The sequence below is a fragment of the Embleya sp. NPDC020630 genome (assembly GCF_044334985.1).
Taxonomy (GTDB): domain Bacteria; phylum Actinomycetota; class Actinomycetes; order Streptomycetales; family Streptomycetaceae; genus Embleya.
Genome location: NZ_JBIRUB010000002.1, coordinates 709,060 through 725,689 on the forward strand (window position 1 = coordinate 709,060; position 16,630 = coordinate 725,689).

Below are 16,630 nucleotides of genomic sequence, written 5' to 3' on the forward strand. Positions count from 1 at the left end.
GCTCCCCTCTTCGCGCTGACCTGCGATTTTCCCTCACGCCAAGGTCACCGCACCCCACGCCGTCCGGTTTTGTGAACCCCTCCTCACCCACACGCCGACCACACGCCGGAAACGCCCGGCCCACTCGGGAAGGCTCCTCGGCAGACTCGACCCGAGCCCCCTCCTGCCCGCCGCTGCCGGCCGGTTTTCGGTGAGCAACGCGCCCGCCTCGCCGGAGCCCGGATCTTGGAGCCCCGCACGCCGGCGGCGGCCCACCCCCGACTCTGACCGGCCCCGCACCAGCCACCCGCAACCAAAGGCGCAACACGCGCCGCAAGCACCCGACCCACTCGGGAACGCACGCCCGGCGAACCCGACCCGGCCGCCCTCCTGCCCGCCGCTGCCGGCCGGTTTTCGGTGAGCAACGCACCCGCCTCGCCGGAAGCCCATGACTCGGAGCCCCGCACGCCGGCGGCGGCCCACCCCCGACTCTGACCGGCCCCGCACCAGCCACCCGCAACCAAAGGCGCAACGCCCGCCGAAAACACCCGGCCCACTCGGAAACGCACGCCCGGCGAACCCGACCCGAGCGCCCCCCGCCCGCCGCCGGCGGCGGCGGGCCGAATGGCTCGCCGAGCCGGCCGGTGCCACCGCTCGGCCCGTCTGCGGCTGGACCATCGCGGCACGGGCAGAGGTGATCCCGCTAGCCGTCCACCAAGTGCAGCCGATGTGCCACCGCCGCTGCTTCGCCTCGGCCGGTGACCTGGAGTTTGGCCAGGATGTTCGAGACGTGGACGCTGGCGGTCTTGGCGCTGATGTACAGCTCCTCCGCGATCTGGCGGTTGCTGCGGCCGTCGGCGACCAGCCGCAGGACGTCGATCTCGCGTGGGGTCAGGGTCGGCAGGGTCGTGTCGGACTCGCCCTGGGTGGGCGGGCCGACCCTGGCTCGGCGGCTGAGCAGGTCTATGTGTTCGTGCAGCGTCTTGGCCCCGAGCCGGGCGGCCGTTTCGGCGGCTTCGGCCAGGCGGCGGGCGGCGGCGTCGCGGTTGCCGGTGGCGAGCAGGGTCTCGGCGTGGCGGAAGCGGACCCAGGCGGTGCGGTAGGGCTGTTCGGTCAGCTCCCAGGCGGCGGCGGCCAGGCCCCACAGTTCGGCATCGTCGGTGCCGGCCGCCCGGGCCGACTCGGCCCCGACCAGCGCGGCGTAGGCCGCGTCGAGTGGGCAGTCGATCGCCAGCGACGCGGCCATCGCCGCGATCCGGTCGGCGATGTCCTGGCGGGTCTTCAGCTCCGATTCGCGGGGGCGCACGGTCGAGGTGCGGGCGTCGGCCTCGTTCGCGGCGGCGTCGGCGAGCAGGGGCCACATGTAGCGCTGGTGGCCGGGTGGGCAGCCGGCGGCCAGTGCCGCGACCAGCGCCTCGCGGGCCTCGTCCAGCCTGCCCTGCGCCTCGGCCACCCGGATCTCCGCGCGGGCCAGCGGGATCGCGTATTGCGCCTCGACGTAGCGCGAGCCGGCGGCCAGCCGGGACCGCCGCAGGTGCGCCTTGGCGCCCCGCACGTCGCCCCGCGCCAGGCACAGGCCGACGAGTTGCAGTTCGAGGTGGCGGGTGGTCTGCGGGCCCGGATCCAGATCGAGGGTCTTCTCCACCAGCGTCGCCAGATCGGCCCAGTCGCCGACCGACAGCAGCGACTCGGCCAGGTTGCCCAGCGCGAACGAGCCCGACGTGCGGGTGAGTCCGCGTTCGGCGGCCAGCTCCATCGCGAGTCGCGCGGCCACCGTGCTCTCCCGGTGTCGGCCCAGGCCCTCCAGGAGCGATGCCTTGTTGCTCAGGATGTGTACGCGACTGTCCGGCTCGCTGCTGCGGATCGCGGTCTCCTCGGCGAGGGCCAGCTGCGCCATGCCCTCCTCGACCCGGCCGATCTGTACCAGGCCGCAGGCGAGCGTCTTGCGCGCCTCGGCCTCGATGTCGGGGCTGCCCACGAGCTGCGCGTGCTCCAGCGCGATCATCGCGTCGGCGACCACCTCCCCGCCCTCGCCGTCGAGCATCCGGTCCCGGGCGATGTGCGCCAGCACGCGGGCCTGTTCCTTCGACGGCGGCAGTCCGTCCAGGATCTCCTTGGCCCGGTTCAGCTCCGGCCGGCCCGACGAGCGGCACATCGTGCGCAGACCGCGGGCCTTCTCCCGCCACAGGAACGCGGCCAACTCGGGTTCGGCGACCGGGTCGACCAGTTCGATGGCGCGCTTGCAGAAGTGGATGGCCAACTCCCGCTCGCTGCCCAGCCGGGCCGCGGTGACCGCCTCGATGTAGATGTCGAGCAGCCGGCGACCGCTCAACCGCTCCGGATCGGGCACCTGCTCCCACAGCAGCAGGGCCCGCTCGAGCAGCCGGGTGCGCTCGTCGAAGGCATAGCGCTCACGGGCCGCCTCGGCCGCCGCGAGCACCGCCGGCAGCGCCTTGACCGCCTTGCCGGCGTGGAACCAGTACGTCGCGATGCGTCCGCGCAGCTCGTCGGCGCCGACCAGGTCGGGGCAGCGCTCCAGGGCCTCGGCGAAGGTCGCGTAGAGCCGGACCCGCTCGCCCGGCATCAGGTCCTCCCGGACGGCGGTGCGCACCAGCGCGTGCCGGAACTGGAACTCGTCGCCCGTCGGCACCAGGACGTGCGCGGACACCGCCGTGCGCAGCGCCTCCTCCAGCCGGTCGGGGTCGAGCCAGGAGACCTCGGTGAGCAGCCGGTGGCCGACCGTGACCCCGCCGATCGCGGCGAGCCGGATCACCTTCTGCGCGTCCTCGGACAACTCCTCGATCCGGATCAGCAGCAGGTCGCGCAACGTGTCGGAGATGCCCGTGAGCTGGCCGTCGCGGATGCTGCACGCCAGCTCTTCGACGAAGAAGGCGTTGCCCTCCGACTTCTGGAAGATCTGCCGGATCAGCCGGCGCGGCGGCTCCTCGCGCAGGATGCCGCGCAGCTGGTCGCCGACCTGGGCCCGGGTGAGCCGGCTGAGGTCGATCCGGGAGACGTTGTACACCCGGTCCAGCTCGGCCAGGAACGAGCGCAGCGGGTGGCGGCGGCCGACCGCGTCGGCGCGATATGTACCGACGATCAGGATGCGGCCGGTGCGCAGCAGGCGGAACAGGAAGCCGAGCAGTTCGCGCGTGGACGAGTCGGCCCAGTGCAGGTCCTCGATCGCGATGACCAGGGTGCGGTCGGTGCCGAGCCGCTCCAGCAGGCCGAGCATCAGTTCGAACAGGCGGACCCGGTCGAACTCGCCGTCGCGCGTGATGGTGCCCGGCGCCAGGTCGGGCAGCAGCCAGGCGAGGTCGCGCTCGCGGCCGGCGGCGGCCTCGGCCAGCTCGGGGCCCATCCGGCGCGAGAGGGTGCGCAGCGCGGCCGAGATCGGCGCGAACGGCAGGCTCTCCGCGCCCAGTTCCAGACAGCCGCCGACGGTGGTGACCGCACCCTGCTCCTCGGCGCGCTGCAGGAACTCCTGGAGCAGCCGAGTCTTGCCCACGCCGGCCTCGCCGCCGACGAGCACCACGCCCGGCGTGCCCTCGTCGGCTTCACGCAGGGCCGTGCCGAACCGCGCCATTTCCAGGGAACGGCCTACGAACACGGGAGAAACCGAAATACTCGCCACGATGCCGAGCATGTCACGTCCCTCCCCCTCGCAGCGGGGTATTTCACGCCCGGCGAAACCCGTTTGCGCAGGTCAGCCGCAGGGTTCTGCCGAGCGTGGCCGGCGTCACGTGCCTGCCTCGCGTCTTACGCGCTTCTACCGCGCGAACAGGCGCAGATGGGATATCCGCCACCCCGATACGCCGCGATCGGAACTGAGACCGCCGGCACCGTGACCGCTTCGCCGCTCCTCGCGCCGAGCCGCCCGCGCGGCCTTGGCCGCCAGCCGGCTCGTGCGCAGCGCCTCGCGGACCACGCGGTCGCGCTCGGCGGTGGCGCGCAGTTCGAGTTCGCGGGTGCGGAAGAGTTCGTATTCCAACATGGTGTTCGACCTCCGGGTCACCGAGCCGGTCCGTCCGGCTCGTGGTACGAGCTTCGCGTCCCAGGGGGGCCAAAAGCATCGGTCGGATGCCGCATCCGGGATCACTCGGCTCGCCCGATACCGATCTAAGGCGGCTCGGAAGAACCCGATAAGGGGGTCGAACAGACCTAGGGAGAACCCCGGTGGAACTTCAGGCACACCGAGGTACTCTCCAACCACGGACGGTGAAGAGCCGCTGAACGGAGGCCAACGGGCGCCGAACACCGGCCCTGACCGGGAATCGGGACGCCGAAGAACGGCGGACACCGACGCGAACAGCCTCGGGCCGATCGGCGAAGGCCGGCCACGAACGCCGAAGAGCCCCCGACCGCACGCGGCGGTCGGGGGCTCTTCGCACCATCCGGGAAGGCGGCCCGGTCAGGACACGCCCAGGCGCTCCAGGATCAGCTCCCGCACGCGCGCCGCGTCGGCCTGCCCGCGCGTGGTCTTCATCACCGCGCCGACCAGCGCGCCCACCGCCTGCACCTTGCCGCCGCGGATCTTGTCGGCGATGCCCGCGTTGGCCGCGATCGCCTCGTCCACGGCCGCGCCGAGCGCGGAGTCGTCCGAGACGACCTTGAGCCCGCGCGCCTCGACCACCGCGTCCGGCTCGCCCTCGCCGGCCAGGACGCCGTCGATCACCTGGCGGGCCAGCTTGTCGTTCAGCTCGCCGCCCTTGACCAGCGCCGCCACGCGGGCGACCTGGGTCGCGGTGATCGGCAGCGTGGCCACCTCGACGCCGCGCTCGTTGGCCCGCCGGGACAACTCGCCCAGCCACCACTTGCGCGCCGCGTCCGCGTCGGCCCCGGCGTCGATCGTCGCCAGGATCACGTCGAGCACACCCGCGTTGACCATCGACTGCATCTCGAAGTCGTTGACGCCCCACTCGGCCTGGAGCCGGGCCCGGCGCAGCGACGGCAGTTCCGGCAGCGTGCCGCGCAGTTCCTCGACCCACTCGCGCGAGGGCGCGACGGGCACGAGGTCGGGCTCGGGGAAGTAGCGGTAGTCCTCCGCCTCCTCCTTGATCCGACCGGCGGTGGTGCTGCCGTCGTCCTCGTGGAAGTGCCGGGTCTCCTGGACGATGGTGCCGCCGTCGGAGAGCACCGTGGCGTGCCGCTGGATCTCGAACCGGATGGCCCGCTCGACCGAGCGCAGCGAGTTGACGTTCTTGGTCTCGCTGCGGGTGCCGAACTTCTCCCGCCCCTTGGGCCGGAGCGACAGGTTCGCGTCGCAGCGCATCTGGCCGAGTTCCATCCGGGCCTCGGACACCCCGAGCGCGCGGATCAGCTCGCGCAGTTCGGCCACGTACGCCTTGGCGACCAGCGGGGCCAGCTCGCCCGCGCCCTCGATCGGCTTGGTGACGATCTCGATCAGCGGGATGCCGCACCGGTTGTAGTCGAGCAGCGAGTAGTCGGCGCCGTGGATGCGGCCGGTCGCGCCGCCCATGTGCAGCGACTTGCCGGTGTCCTCCTCCATGTGCGCGCGCTCGATCTCGACCCGCCAGGTCCTGCCCTCGACCTCGACGTCGAGGTAGCCGTCGAACGCGATCGGCTCGTCGTACTGCGAGGTCTGGAAGTTCTTCGGCATGTCCGGATAGAAGTAGTTCTTCCGGGCGAAGCGGCACCACTCGGCGATCGAGCAGTTGAGCGCGAGGCCGATCCGGATCGCCGACTCGACCGCGGTCGCGTTGACCACGGGCAGCGCGCCGGGCATGCCCAGACACGTCGGACAGACCTGGCTGTTGGGCGCGGCGCCGAACTCGGTCGAGCAGCCGCAGAACATCTTGGTCGCGGTGCCCAGTTCGACGTGGACCTCCAGGCCCATCACCGGGTCGTAGGTCTCCAGCGCGTCCTCGTAGGACATCAGGCTGGTGGTACTCACAGGGCGTCGGCCTCCGTCAGCTCGTCGTCGCTCTCGCGCATCGCCCGGATCAGCAGGGCGAAGCCGGTGACGACCGCGGCGGCGCTGATCACCGCGTCGGCCAGTTCGAGCTTGTCGTTCTTGCCGCGCGCCTCCTTGATCTGCTTGATCACGCCGAAGGCGCCGACGAGTTGCATGCCGACGCTGAAGACCTTGCCGATGTTGCTCTTGGGGGCTTTCTTCTTCTTGGCCATATCGACTCCTCGAAAAGTCGCCGGGAAAGTCGGGAAGGATCAGAGCGCGGGCGCGCGGTCGAGCAGCGGGGCACCCCAGCGGGTGAGGTAGCCGGCCTCGACGGCGGCGCCCACCTTGTACAGCCGATCGTCGGCCATCGCCGGCGCGATGATCTGCAGACCCACCGGCAGGCCGTCCTCGTCCGCCAGACCGCACGGCAGCGACATCGCGGCGTTGCCCGCGAGGTTGGACGGGATGGTGCACAGGTCCGCGAGGTACATCGCCATCGGGTCGTCCGCGCGCTCCCCGATCGGGAAGGCGGTGGTCGGCGTGGTCGGCGAGACCAGGACGTCGACCTGCGCGAACGCGGCCTCGAAGTCGCGCGTGATCAGCGTGCGGACCTTCTGCGCCTGCCCGTAGTACGCGTCGTAGTAGCCGGAGGACAGCGCGTACGTGCCGAGCATGATCCGGCGCTTGACCTCGGCGCCGAAGCCCGCCTCGCGGGTCAGCGACATGACCTCCTCGGCCGAGTGCTCGCCGTCGTCGCCGACCCGCAGGCCGTAGCGCATGGCGTCGAAGCGGGCCAGGTTGGAGGACGCCTCCGAGGGCGCGATCAGGTAGTAGGCCGGCATCGCGTAGGTGAAGTTGGGGCAGGAGATCTCGACGATCTCCGCGCCCAGCTCGCGCAGCAGTTCGACGGCCTCGGCGAAGCGCGCCAGCACGCCCGCCTGGTAGCCCTCGCCGGCGAACTCCTTGACCACGCCGACGCGCATCCCGCGCACGCTCCCGGAGCGGGCGGCCTCGACCACGTTCGGCACCGGGGCGTCGATCGAGGTCGAGTCGAGCGGGTCGTGCCCGGCGATCGCCTCGTGCAGCAGCGCCGCGTCGAGCACGGTGCGCGCGCACGGGCCGCCCTGGTCGAGCGAGGAGGAGAAGGCGACGAGGCCGTAGCGGGAGACCCCGCCGTAGGTCGGCTTGACGCCGACCGTGCCGGTGAGCGCGGCGGGCTGGCGGATCGAGCCGCCGGTGTCGGTGCCGATCGCCAGCGGCGCCTGGAAGGAGGCGATGGCGGCGGCCGAACCGCCGCCGGAGCCGCCGGGCACCTTCGTGGTGTCCCACGGGTTGCCGGTCGGGCCGTAGGCGGAGTTCTCGGTCGAGGACCCCATGGCGAACTCGTCCATGTTGGTCTTGCCGAGGACGACCACGCCCGCGTCCTTGAGCCGGCGGGTCACGGTCGCGTCGTACGGCGGCCGCCAGCCCTCCAGCATCCTCGACCCGCAGGTGGTCGGCACGCCCTTGGTGGTGAACACGTCCTTGAGCGCGAGCGGTACGCCGGCCAGCGGGCCGAGGCGATCGCCGCGCGCGCGGGCGTCGTCGACCGCCTTGGCCGCGGCGAGCGCGCCGTCGGCGTCCACGTGCAGGTAGGCGTGCACCTTGGCGTCGACGGCCTCGATGCGGTCCAGGTGCGCCTGGGCGACCTCGACGGCGGTGACCTTGCCGTCGGCGATGGCGGAGGCGGTCTCGGCCGCGGTCCAGCGGATGGTCTCGGTCATGGCCGTCACTCCTCTCCCAGGATCCGGGGCACCCGGAAACGCTGCTCTTCGGCGGCCGGCGCACCGGACAGCGCCTCCTCGGGGGTGAGCCCGGGGCGGACGACGTCCGGCCGCATGACGTTGGTCAGCGGCAGCGGATGCGAGGTCGGCGGGATGTCGTCGGCCGCGACCTCGGCGACGCGGGCCACCGCGCCGATGATGTCGTCGAGCTGGGCCGCGAGGTGGTCGAGCTCCTCGGCCCCGAGCTCGAGGCGCGACAGCCGGGCGAGGTGGGCGACCTCCTCGCGCGTGATGCCAGGCATGCAGGCGGGTTCCTTCGGTTTCGTCGGGTGTGGGGGCCAAGTCTATGGCGAAGCGGAAACGGATTCCGTGACGGCCGCACGGGCCGGCGGCGCGGTCCGCGGGCAGGGTGGTGCACCGGCCGACGGCGGGGTGGTTCACGTGGAGCGCGGCCGGCCCGGAGCGGCTCGGCGGGTGTGCGACGGCCCGTTCGAAGCGGCTCGACGGGTACGCGAACGCGCGCCGAGGGCACCGCGAGGGGCGTGGCGGGGGCGTGGCGGCCCCGGGCAGGTGCGAATATTTCCGGCCGGATGGCACATCTCGTCGAACAACCCGGAAGTAACTTCACTCAAATGCCAACTTCCGTTACCGACTGGGTAAGAGAACCTTGCGAAGCCACTCTCCGGTCTGCGTCCCCCCGCGTCGATCGGCCCTTCGCACAACTCTTGGGCCCGGCGTCCGAGAGCGCGCTCGTCAAGGACTCGGGGCTTGGGAGGGGACACGATGGCCGCCATCGTGCTGGTACACGGGATCGCGCAGGAATACAGGTCGGCCCACACGCTCGAGGAGGAGTGGGTCCCACGACTGGCCCGGGGAGTGAAGGCCGCAGGTTTTCCCGAGGTCGCGGACCGTCTGTGGAAGTACCGCCACACCCGTCGCGGGATCGACGCGCGGATGGCGTTCTATGGTGATCTGCTCCGCCGGCACCCGTCGCAGAGCGAAATGATCGACGAGGACATCCAGCACGAGGTGACCGCGCGGATAGGCCGCGAATGGCTGGATCGTGCCGCGGTTCGCGGCTCGGTGCCGCCGGAACGGCAGCGCGCGGCAAGGGAGATCGCCCGCCTGGAGGGCGGGCCCGGAGAGACGGGACGCACCGTCGTGCTCTCCCCTACGTGTGGACTCGCGGGGCTGCGCTGGTTCGCGGCCGACGGCCCGGGCTCGGCCGGCGGATTCGTGAACAAGGCGCTCACTCAGCTCACCCGCTACCTGACGGACGATCAGACCCGGAACCGGGTGCTGGATCGGGTCGGTGCCGAGATCGGTTTCGACACCAAGGTGGTGATCGGGCATTCGCTCGGGGCGGTGGTCGCGTACGAACTCGCGCACCGCTTGCGCAGACCGCTGCCGCTGCTGATCACGCTCGGGTCGCCGCTCGGCCCGGACACGGTGGTCGACTCGTGGGTGCGGCCGCAGCCGGCGCAGCCGCCGGCGTTCGTGGAGAACTGGGTGAACCTCGCCGACCGGGACGATCTCGTGGCGGCCGATCCCACGTTGGCGCGGATGTTCCCGGTGCCTATGGAGGGCGGACCGGTGCTTCGGGGTGGGTACACCGGGGAGCATGGGGCGGAGCCGCACAAGGCGTGTTTCTACCTGCAGCGGCGGGAGATAGGGCGGTCTGTGGGGTTGGCCTTTGGGGTTTAGGTCTCCTTGGGCGGAGGGCTTGGTTGTTCGCGGGTGGCCGGCCTGCGGCCCGCTTGTCCTCAAGCGCCGGACGGACTACTTGGCCTCGAACGCCGGCCGGGCTGGAATTGCTCGGCCGGCGTTCGAGGTCGGCGTTTTTGAGGTTGGCGTTTGGGGTCGGTGTTCGACGTCCGTGTTCGAGGTCGGCGTTCGAGGTCGGCGTTCGGTGGGCGGTTCGGTTGGTGATGGGGCCGGTCAGGTCGTTGTCGACAGGATGTCGTGGACTATCGGGCCGGCCGAGCCGCTGCCGGTGATGCCGCCTTCGACCAGGCAGGCGATGGCGACGTTGCCTCGGTAGGCGACCAGCCAGCCGTTGTTGGGGCCGGACTCGGTCACCTCGGCGGTGCCGGTCTTGGCGCCGACGTCGCCGGGGAGGTCGGCCAGGACCTTGGCGGAGCCGTCGGTGACCGTCGCGCGCATCAGGCCGCGCAGGTCGGCGACCACCGACGCGGGCAGGTCGCGGCCCTTCGCGGTGGGCCGTTGGCCCTTGATCACCACCGGCTGGCGGAACTTGCCGGACACCGCCGTCGCCGTCGCCGACGCCATGACCAGCGGGTTCGCCTGTACCGTGCCCTGGCCGAACATCGCCGCCGACTTGTCGGTCTCGTCCACCGGCAGCGGCACCTTGCCGTCGAACGAGGCGATCCCCGTCTTCCACTCCTGGCCGATCCCGAAATGGTCGTTCGCGAATCGGCTCAGCTCGTCGTTGCCGAGTTTGCCCCGCAGCGAGACGAACGCCGTGTTGCACGAGTGCTTGAAGTCCTCGCGGAACGTGGCACCGCGGATCTCCGACGTCTCCACGTTGTGGAACTGCTTGCCCACGGTCAGGTACTTCGGGCAGTCCACCACGTCGCTCGGCTTCACCGCGCCCTTGCTCAGCAGCGCCGCGGTGGTGATCACCTTCATCGTCGAGCCGGGTGCGTACCGGCCCATGAAGGCCCGATTCATGCCCGTGGTCGGCGCGTTCGCGAACGCCAGCACCTCGCCCTTGTCGATGCTCACCGCGACCAGGCCGACCAGCCGCCCGTTCGCGTGCTTCGCCACCGCCGCGTCCGCCGCGCGCTGGAGCCTCGGGTCGATCGTGGTGGCCACCGGACCGCCGCCGGGGGCCGGCTTGGCCGCGCCGAACTCGGCCTCGGTCGACACGACTTCGCCGGTGGCCCGGTTGATCAGCTGTACCGCTCCGCCACCGGCTCCGGCCCCGCTGCCGGCTGCGGCGAAGATCGGGGTCAGCGACGGGTGGTCGGCCGGGGACAGGACGCCGCCGTTGCGGTCCAGCACCTTCGCCGCCGGCGCGCCCGCCGCGCCCTTGGCCAGCCGGAACTTGGCCTCGGCGCCGAGCTTGGGGTGGACCAGGGCCGGCTGCCACTTCACGATCCAGCCCTTGTCGCCCTCGGCCAGGGTGAGCGTCGAGTCGTAGTTCCACGCGCCGAGTCCGGCCACCGGCATCGCCGCGCCGAACGGCACCGTGACCGCGCCGGCCGCCGCCGTGCGGGCCGGGCCGGGAGTGAACGTGGGCTCGGTGATCTCCAGGCCGACGGTGAAGCTGCGCAGCGTGGTCTCGGCGGTCGGCGGATCGTCGGTCAGCCGCGCCGCCTCCGCCCAGCGGCCGGCGGCCCAGTGGTCGAGGAAGGTACGCGCGGCCCGGTCCGCCTCGCCGCTCGCCGTGCCCCGCGCCCCGGCCGGGCCGAGCCGGTCGTCGTCCCCGCCCGCGAGCCAGCGATCGGCGGCGGCCCAGCCGGTGCCGCCGAGGACCAGCGCACCCGCGACCACGAGGGCCCAGGCGCGGCGGGGCCGCCCGGAGCGGCGCCCGGCTCGGGTCTGCGGTCCGGGCGACCCTGGCGATCCGGGTGGCCCCGGCGACCCGGATATCGCGTTCACTCCGTGCGTCATCTGCGTCCTCCCCGATCTGCGCGTGCCCCGACAGGAGAACAGGGATTCGACCGGGAGGTCCAAGAGTGTGATCGCACAGGGACCGATAGCCCTACGACTATCATTGCTGGTCATGGACCTCCTTCGGCATCTCCGGTACTTCCGGACCGTTGCCGAGGAAGGACACGTCGGCCGGGCCGCCGAACGACTGCGGGTGGCCCAGCCGTCCCTGTCGCAGCGCATCCAACGGCTTGAACGCGAGTTGGGCGTACGCCTGTTCGATCGCAACAGTCGGGGGGTCGCGCTGACCCCGGCGGGCCGGGTCGTCCTGGCCGAGACGGGCGCGTTGTTGGCCGCCGCCGATCGGCTCGGCGCGGCCGTGGCCGGGTTGCGCAGCGGGGCCACGGGCGCGATCCGGGCGGCCGTGCCGCCGGATCTGGGCGGCGCGGCCGTCGCGGCGATCCTGACCGGGTTCCGGGACCGCTCGCCGGGCGGCAGGTTGGAGCTGCGCGAGCTGACCACCGCCGGGCAACTGCGCGAGTTGGCGGCCGGCACCCTCGACGTGGGCGTACTGCGCCACCCGTGCGCGGTGGGCGATCTGGAACTGGGGCCGATGTCCTACCAGCCGCTCGGGGTGCTCCTGGCCGCCGGGAACCCGCTCGCGGGCTCGACCGAGATCGCGCTCGCCGAGCTGACGGGGTGTGAGCTGGTGCTGTTTCCCCGGGAGTTCGCCCCGGCGCTGTACGACGAGACGCTGACCGCATGCGCCCGGCACGGCTGTACGCCGGCGGCGGTGCACGACGTCCCGGCCGGCGACTTCGCCCGAGCGCTGGTGTTGTCCGGCGCGGCGGTGGCGCTGATGCCCGCGACCGCGTCCGAACCGGGCACGGTGTGGCGGCCGTTGGCCGGGACGCCGCTCACGTGGCGCACCTCGACGGCCTGGCCGCGCGGCGCCGACGGGCTGGCCGTACGGGCGTTCACCGAGACCGCGCAGGACGCGTTGCGGCACCACGCCGGGGTGCTCGCCGAACGTCCCGGCCGACCGCTCTTCCCGCGCCCCGCCTCGGAGTTCCCGCTGTGACCGATCCCCGCACCGCACCCGACGGCGACCCCGGCCCAGGCCGCCCGAGCCCGGGCGCCTCGTCGCCGCGCGTCCTGCGCACGGTCCGGGGGCGCATCACCGCCGCGTTCGCCGACGCCGGCGTCACCGGTGCGCTGCACGCGGTCGACATCGACACGGGTCGCGAGGTCGAGGTGGGCGCGGACACGCTGTACAGCACCGCGAGTCTGCACAAGCTGTGCCTGGTCACCACGCTGTTCCGGGAGGCGGCGGCGGGCCGGGTGGAGCTCACCCGGCGGCTCGAACTGCCCGTCGGCGCCGGGCGTTCGCCGGGCGGTACCGGCGTGGCCGCGATGCTGGATCCGGTCACGATGTCGCTGCGCGACCTGGCCTCGCTGACGGTGGCCGTGAGCGACAACGCGGCGGCCGACGCGCTGTGGGACGAGTTGGGCCTGGACACGGTGAACGCGACCATGGTCGAACTGGGCCTGACCCGGACGGTGGCGATCGAACCGCTGCGCGAGCTGTATGCGGGCATGCGGGAGGACGCCGGCCCGAACGGCCCGGCGGCGCTGGTCGATCCGGCCGTGGTGGCCCGGCTGCGGGCCCTCGATCCGAACCGCTCGAACCGGGGCACGCCTCGCGACCTGACCCGGCTGCTCGCGGCGATCTGGCGGGACGAGGCGTGCGGGGGCGAATTCGGGGCGGGGCTGCGCCGGGTGCTCGGCCTCCAGGCGTGGTCGCACCGGCTGGCGTCCGGATTCCCGTTCGACGACGTCCGGGTCTCCGGGAAGACCGGCACGCTGCCGACGATGCGACACGAGGCCGGCGTGGTCGAATACCCGGACGGCGGACGCTACGCGATCACGGTCTGCACCCGCTCGGCCGACACGGCGGCCTCGCTGCCGGCTGCGGACGCGGTGATCGGGACGGTGGGGAGGTTGGCGGTGGATGCGCTGAGGGTGCGGTGAGGGTGGGGTGCGGTGAGCGGGGGGCGGCGTCGCCGGTCACTCGTCGAGCAGCGTCGCCCAGCGCGCGACGCCGGGGGCGGCGGCCTTGTCCCCCATGAGGTCGATCTCCTGCCGCTGCCGGGCCGCGACGAAGGCGCACAGCGCGGCGCGGCCGGCGTGCCGCCACACGGGGAAGCGATTCAGCCAGGCCCGGGCCGACTCGGGAGTGTGGCCACGCACGAGCAGTCGGTCGTAGAGCCCGGCGTACTCGGCCCACGCGGGCCCGATCGCCGCGCGGCCCCAGTCGAGCAGGTACAGCCGACGGCCGTAACCGGCGTACCTGATCAGCAGGTTCTCCGGGACCAGGTCCGTGTGTAGGAGCGCGTCGCCGACCAGCAGGGAACGCTCGTCGCCGGTCAGGTACTTCTCCCATCGTTCGGCGAGGGTCGGCAGTTCGACGCCGAAAGGCGGGTCGATGGTCTGTACGTCCTCCAACGTCTCGGCCAGCACACCCAGTTCATCGGAGCCGGGCGAGAGGTCGAGATGCGCCCCGTCGACATACTCGAACACGAGCACGCGCCACCCGTCGACGGCGATCTCCCCGAGCAGCGTCGCCGCGAACCGCCCCACGATCGGCGACACCACCGCTTCCCGCCGCAACCCCTCGGCCGCGTCGGTGTCCCCGATCGGCGCACCCTTGGCGAACGCACGGCCGCCTTCCGCGGTGGCCGGCGCCGCCACGAACGGCGACGTGTGGCACGAGGTGTCGGGACTCTCGGCCCCGACGACCGTCCCCACGACCGACTCGACGCCCCGCCGAACGGCGCGGGGCAGGTCGTCCCATACGTAACGCGCAGTCATACACATGCCTCTCGATTCGTTCACGGGATCGTGGGGACCGCGAGGGTCGCGGGGCCCTCGACCGCGTAATCGGCGCCCGACTCCCAAGACTTGAGCCCCGACGCCGATTGGTGGGCGCCGCGCGAGGGACCCGGCTACGCCGGGAAGTTCACCGCATCGGGCAATCCGGCGAACACCGACACGGCGGATCCGGGGTGGGCCACGGATCCCGCGCCGAACGCTTGTGCCGCCCGCGCGGCACGACCACGCGCACTCCCTCCGGCCCGACCGTGTACACGGCGATCGTGATGCCGCTGCCCGGCAGCTCGGGGACGGATTCGGCTTCCGCGTCGATGAGATGCGATGGGGCGAGGGGCTTTCGCAGGGGGTGGGTCATGCCGGGCCGCCTTTCGTTGACATACAAGCTCAATGCAGTCGTTTGTAAGCCAAGCGTGACGAGAAGTGCCTATGATCGGCTGGGGCCGGGGTTGACTTCGTTCGCTTTCAACACGTTTCTGGGGGCACTGTGTCCGCCGCCACCGAACTGGACCCCTCGGCGTCCGTTCTGAAGTTCTACGCGACCGAACTGAGGCGCGAGCGCGAAAAGATCAAGATGACCCAACGCGAGATGGCCAAACGCGCCTGGATGGCCCCGTCGCTGCTCAACAAGATCGAGGCCGCGAAGCGCCTCCCCACCGAAGACCTGTCCAAGCTCGCCGACGAACTCTTCGAAACGGGCGACCGCTTCCAGCGGTTGTGGCCACTGGTGATCAGGTACGCGTACCCGACGTGGTTCAGGCCGTTCGTCGAACTCGAAGAGGCGGCGACGATCATCAGGTCGTTCCAGGTGCAGGTGGTTCCGGGATTGCTCCAGACGGAGCGCTACGCCCGCGCGATCCTGGCGGCACGGCGCCCGGAAGCGAACCAACTGGAGGAGCAGGTCACGGCTCGGATGCAACGGCAACGCATCTTTGAGCGCGCCGATCCTCCGGAGTTCCGTGCTGTCCTGGACGAGAACGCCCTGCGCCGCCGCTGGGGGAGTTCGGAGATCATGCGAGAGCAGTTCGAGCGAGTCATCGAACTCGCGCAACAGCCCCGATTCGTGATCCAGGTGATTCCGTACGAAGCCGGAGGCCACGCGGGGGTTGGCGGACCGTTCGCAGCGCTTACGCTGGACGAAGGGCCAGACGTGGTCTACGTGGACGGATTCTTGCAGGGGCAGATTCTGGCGTCGCCGGCCGAAGTGAAGGCCGCTCAGCGAGCCTACGATCTGCTGACTGCCGAGGCTCTTTCGACCACGCGGTCAATGGACCTGATCGCCTCCGTGCTGAAGGAATTGTGAGCCCATGATCACAAGCGCAACCACGCCCCAGCAGTGGCGCAAGAGCAGCTACAGCAGCGACAACGGCGGGGACTGCGTCGAGGTCGCAACCACCCTCGACACCATCCCGGTCCGCGACAGCAAGGCCCCGGACGTCGGGCACCTCACCATCACCACCACCTCCTGGTCGGCCCTGCTGACCACCCTCCACGCGACCTGACCAGCCGCCCGGCCTCCGCCGCCCACTCCCGGACGGCGGAGCCCGGCCCGCCGACACAAGGACTCGTGATCCCATGCCACAGACCACGCCCTCCGGTTGGCGCAAGAGCAGCTACAGCGGCAACAACGGCGGCAACTGCATCGAGGTAGCAACCGCCCACACCGCCGTCCCGGTTCGCGACAGCAAGACCCCCGACCTCGGCCACCTCACCATCACCCAGGCATCGTGGTCGGCTCTGCTGGCAAACCTCCAGACAACCTGATCCACCTGCCAGGCACTTCAAGAACCCGAGTTTCTCGACGAGACATGGGCCTTGCCTTGCCGACGGACGCCACCAGCGGGCGGCCGGTCAAGTCGAGTTCGCCGGAGAGCCTTCCCAAGTGGGCCGGGCGTTCCCGGCGCGCGTTGCGCCTTGGGTTGCGGGTGGCTGGTGCGGGGCCGGTCTGAGTCGGTGGTGGGCCGCCGCCGGCGTGCGGGGCTCCGAGAGTCGGGGGCTCCCGACGAGGCGGGCGCGTTGCTCACCGAAAACCGGCCGGCGGCAGCGGGCAGGAGGGCGTTCGGGTCGAGTCCTCCGAGGAGCCCTCCCGAGTGGGCCGGGTGCTTCCGGCGGGCATTGCGCCTTGGGTTGCGGGTGGCTGGTGCGGGGCCGGTCTGAGTCGGTGATGGGCCGCCGCCGGCGTGCGGGGCTCCAAGACCCGGGGCTCCCGACGAGACGGGCACGTTGCTCACCGAAAACCGGCCGGCAGCAGCGGGCAGGAGGGCGTTCGGGTCGAGTCCGGCGAGGAGCCCTCCCGAGTGGGCCGGGTGCTTCCGGCGGGCATTGCGCCTTGGGTTGCGGGTGGCTGGTGCGGGGCCGGTCAGAGTCGGGGGTGGGCCGCCGCCGGCGTGCGGGGCTCCAAGACCCGGGGCTCCCGACGAGACGGGCACGTTGCTCACCGAAAACCGGCCGGCAGCAGCGGGCAGGA

14 protein-coding genes are annotated in these 16,630 nt (G+C 71.9%); 6 read left to right on the forward strand and 8 right to left on the reverse strand.

The window, feature by feature from the left end; genetic code table 11:
* Window positions 1-682 precede the first annotated feature (682 nt).
* The 6 genes from ACH4XV_RS09295 to gatC all read right to left on the reverse strand — a co-directional run bounded on the left by ACH4XV_RS09295 (window position 683) and on the right by gatC (window position 7,961).
* A complete protein-coding gene (locus ACH4XV_RS09295) occupies window positions 683-3,589 on the reverse strand; it encodes a helix-turn-helix transcriptional regulator (protein WP_395787959.1) in 2,907 nt (968 codons plus the stop codon).
* A gap of 159 nt (window positions 3,590-3,748) precedes the next feature.
* Window positions 3,749-3,973 carry a hypothetical protein gene (locus ACH4XV_RS09300; protein WP_126644110.1) on the reverse strand — a complete coding sequence of 75 codons (225 nt, stop codon included), beginning with the start codon at window positions 3,971-3,973 and terminating at the stop codon, window positions 3,749-3,751.
* A 417-nt stretch (window positions 3,974-4,390) separates the two neighbouring features.
* On the reverse strand, window positions 4,391-5,875 hold the full coding sequence (gatB, locus tag ACH4XV_RS09305) for an Asp-tRNA(Asn)/Glu-tRNA(Gln) amidotransferase subunit GatB (protein WP_395788666.1): 1,485 nt from the start codon (window positions 5,873-5,875) through the stop codon (window positions 4,391-4,393).
* A 14-nt stretch (window positions 5,876-5,889) separates the two neighbouring features.
* Entirely contained in the window at window positions 5,890-6,126 is a 237-nt protein-coding gene (locus tag ACH4XV_RS09310; RefSeq protein ID WP_395787961.1) for a hypothetical protein, read from the reverse strand.
* Between the two features lie 39 nt (window positions 6,127-6,165).
* Window positions 6,166-7,659, reverse strand: coding sequence for an Asp-tRNA(Asn)/Glu-tRNA(Gln) amidotransferase subunit GatA (gene gatA, locus ACH4XV_RS09315; protein WP_395787963.1), 1,494 nt, complete (start codon window positions 7,657-7,659; stop codon window positions 6,166-6,168).
* Between the two features lie 5 nt (window positions 7,660-7,664).
* Window positions 7,665-7,961, reverse strand: a complete 297-nt coding sequence (gatC, locus tag ACH4XV_RS09320) for an Asp-tRNA(Asn)/Glu-tRNA(Gln) amidotransferase subunit GatC (RefSeq protein WP_078975313.1) — start codon at window positions 7,959-7,961, stop codon at window positions 7,665-7,667.
* A gap of 481 nt (window positions 7,962-8,442) precedes the next feature.
* Here gatC and ACH4XV_RS09325 point away from each other — a divergent pair, with 481 nt between their 5' ends.
* Window positions 8,443-9,363 (forward strand): alpha/beta fold hydrolase, encoded by a 921-nt coding sequence (locus ACH4XV_RS09325; protein WP_379995161.1) that lies wholly within the window; start codon window positions 8,443-8,445, stop codon window positions 9,361-9,363.
* A 234-nt stretch (window positions 9,364-9,597) separates the two neighbouring features.
* On the opposite strand, the gene ACH4XV_RS09330 is transcribed toward ACH4XV_RS09325, so the two are convergent.
* Entirely contained in the window at window positions 9,598-11,295 is a 1,698-nt protein-coding gene (locus ACH4XV_RS09330; protein WP_395787966.1) for a penicillin-binding transpeptidase domain-containing protein, read from the reverse strand.
* A 112-nt stretch (window positions 11,296-11,407) separates the two neighbouring features.
* Here ACH4XV_RS09330 and ACH4XV_RS09335 point away from each other — a divergent pair, with 112 nt between their 5' ends.
* Both ACH4XV_RS09335 and ACH4XV_RS09340 read left to right on the forward strand, forming a co-directional pair.
* The gene (locus tag ACH4XV_RS09335) at window positions 11,408-12,355 is read left to right on the forward strand and encodes a LysR family transcriptional regulator (protein WP_395787968.1); all 948 of its coding nucleotides are present in this window, start codon (window positions 11,408-11,410) and stop codon (window positions 12,353-12,355) included.
* Window positions 12,356-12,429: 74 nt separating this feature from the next.
* A complete protein-coding gene (locus tag ACH4XV_RS09340; protein ID WP_395788668.1) occupies window positions 12,430-13,305 on the forward strand; it encodes a serine hydrolase in 876 nt (291 codons plus the stop codon).
* A 36-nt stretch (window positions 13,306-13,341) separates the two neighbouring features.
* Here the strand turns inward: ACH4XV_RS09340 and ACH4XV_RS09345 are convergent, their stop codons facing one another.
* On the reverse strand, window positions 13,342-14,145 hold the full coding sequence (locus ACH4XV_RS09345) for a phosphotransferase family protein (protein ID WP_395787970.1): 804 nt from the start codon (window positions 14,143-14,145) through the stop codon (window positions 13,342-13,344).
* 505 nt (window positions 14,146-14,650) lie between these two features.
* Here ACH4XV_RS09345 and ACH4XV_RS09350 point away from each other — a divergent pair.
* The 3 genes from ACH4XV_RS09350 to ACH4XV_RS09360 all read left to right on the forward strand — a co-directional run bounded on the left by ACH4XV_RS09350 (window position 14,651) and on the right by ACH4XV_RS09360 (window position 15,927).
* Window positions 14,651-15,466, forward strand: a complete 816-nt coding sequence (locus tag ACH4XV_RS09350) for a Scr1 family TA system antitoxin-like transcriptional regulator (protein ID WP_395787972.1) — start codon at window positions 14,651-14,653, stop codon at window positions 15,464-15,466.
* Window positions 15,467-15,470: 4 nt separating this feature from the next.
* On the forward strand, window positions 15,471-15,665 hold the full coding sequence (locus tag ACH4XV_RS09355; RefSeq protein ID WP_395787974.1) for a DUF397 domain-containing protein: 195 nt from the start codon (window positions 15,471-15,473) through the stop codon (window positions 15,663-15,665).
* A 73-nt stretch (window positions 15,666-15,738) separates the two neighbouring features.
* The gene (locus ACH4XV_RS09360) at window positions 15,739-15,927 is read left to right on the forward strand and encodes a DUF397 domain-containing protein (protein WP_395787976.1); all 189 of its coding nucleotides are present in this window, start codon (window positions 15,739-15,741) and stop codon (window positions 15,925-15,927) included.
* The last annotated feature ends 703 nt before the right edge of the window (window positions 15,928-16,630 follow it).

Excerpts from the sequence above, each read along its gene's own strand:
- ACH4XV_RS09300 (WP_126644110.1), bottom strand. The coding sequence starts at position 3,973 with ATGTTGGAATACGAACTCTTCCGCACCCGCGAACTCGAACTGCGCGCC.
- gatB (WP_395788666.1), bottom strand. The coding sequence starts at position 5,875 with ATGTCCTACGAGGACGCGCTGGAGACCTACGACCCGGTGATGGGCCTG.
- ACH4XV_RS09310 (WP_395787961.1), bottom strand. The coding sequence starts at position 6,126 with ATGGCCAAGAAGAAGAAAGCCCCCAAGAGCAACATCGGCAAGGTCTTC.
- gatA (WP_395787963.1), bottom strand. The coding sequence starts at position 7,659 with ATGACCGAGACCATCCGCTGGACCGCGGCCGAGACCGCCTCCGCCATC.
- gatC (WP_078975313.1), bottom strand. The coding sequence starts at position 7,961 with ATGCCTGGCATCACGCGCGAGGAGGTCGCCCACCTCGCCCGGCTGTCG.
- ACH4XV_RS09325 (WP_379995161.1), top strand. The coding sequence starts at position 8,443 with ATGGCCGCCATCGTGCTGGTACACGGGATCGCGCAGGAATACAGGTCG.
- ACH4XV_RS09330 (WP_395787966.1), bottom strand. The coding sequence starts at position 11,295 with ATGACGCACGGAGTGAACGCGATATCCGGGTCGCCGGGGCCACCCGGA.
- ACH4XV_RS09335 (WP_395787968.1), top strand. The coding sequence starts at position 11,408 with ATGGACCTCCTTCGGCATCTCCGGTACTTCCGGACCGTTGCCGAGGAA.
- ACH4XV_RS09345 (WP_395787970.1), bottom strand. The coding sequence starts at position 14,145 with ATGACTGCGCGTTACGTATGGGACGACCTGCCCCGCGCCGTTCGGCGG.
- ACH4XV_RS09355 (WP_395787974.1), top strand. The coding sequence starts at position 15,471 with ATGATCACAAGCGCAACCACGCCCCAGCAGTGGCGCAAGAGCAGCTAC.
- ACH4XV_RS09360 (WP_395787976.1), top strand. The coding sequence starts at position 15,739 with ATGCCACAGACCACGCCCTCCGGTTGGCGCAAGAGCAGCTACAGCGGC.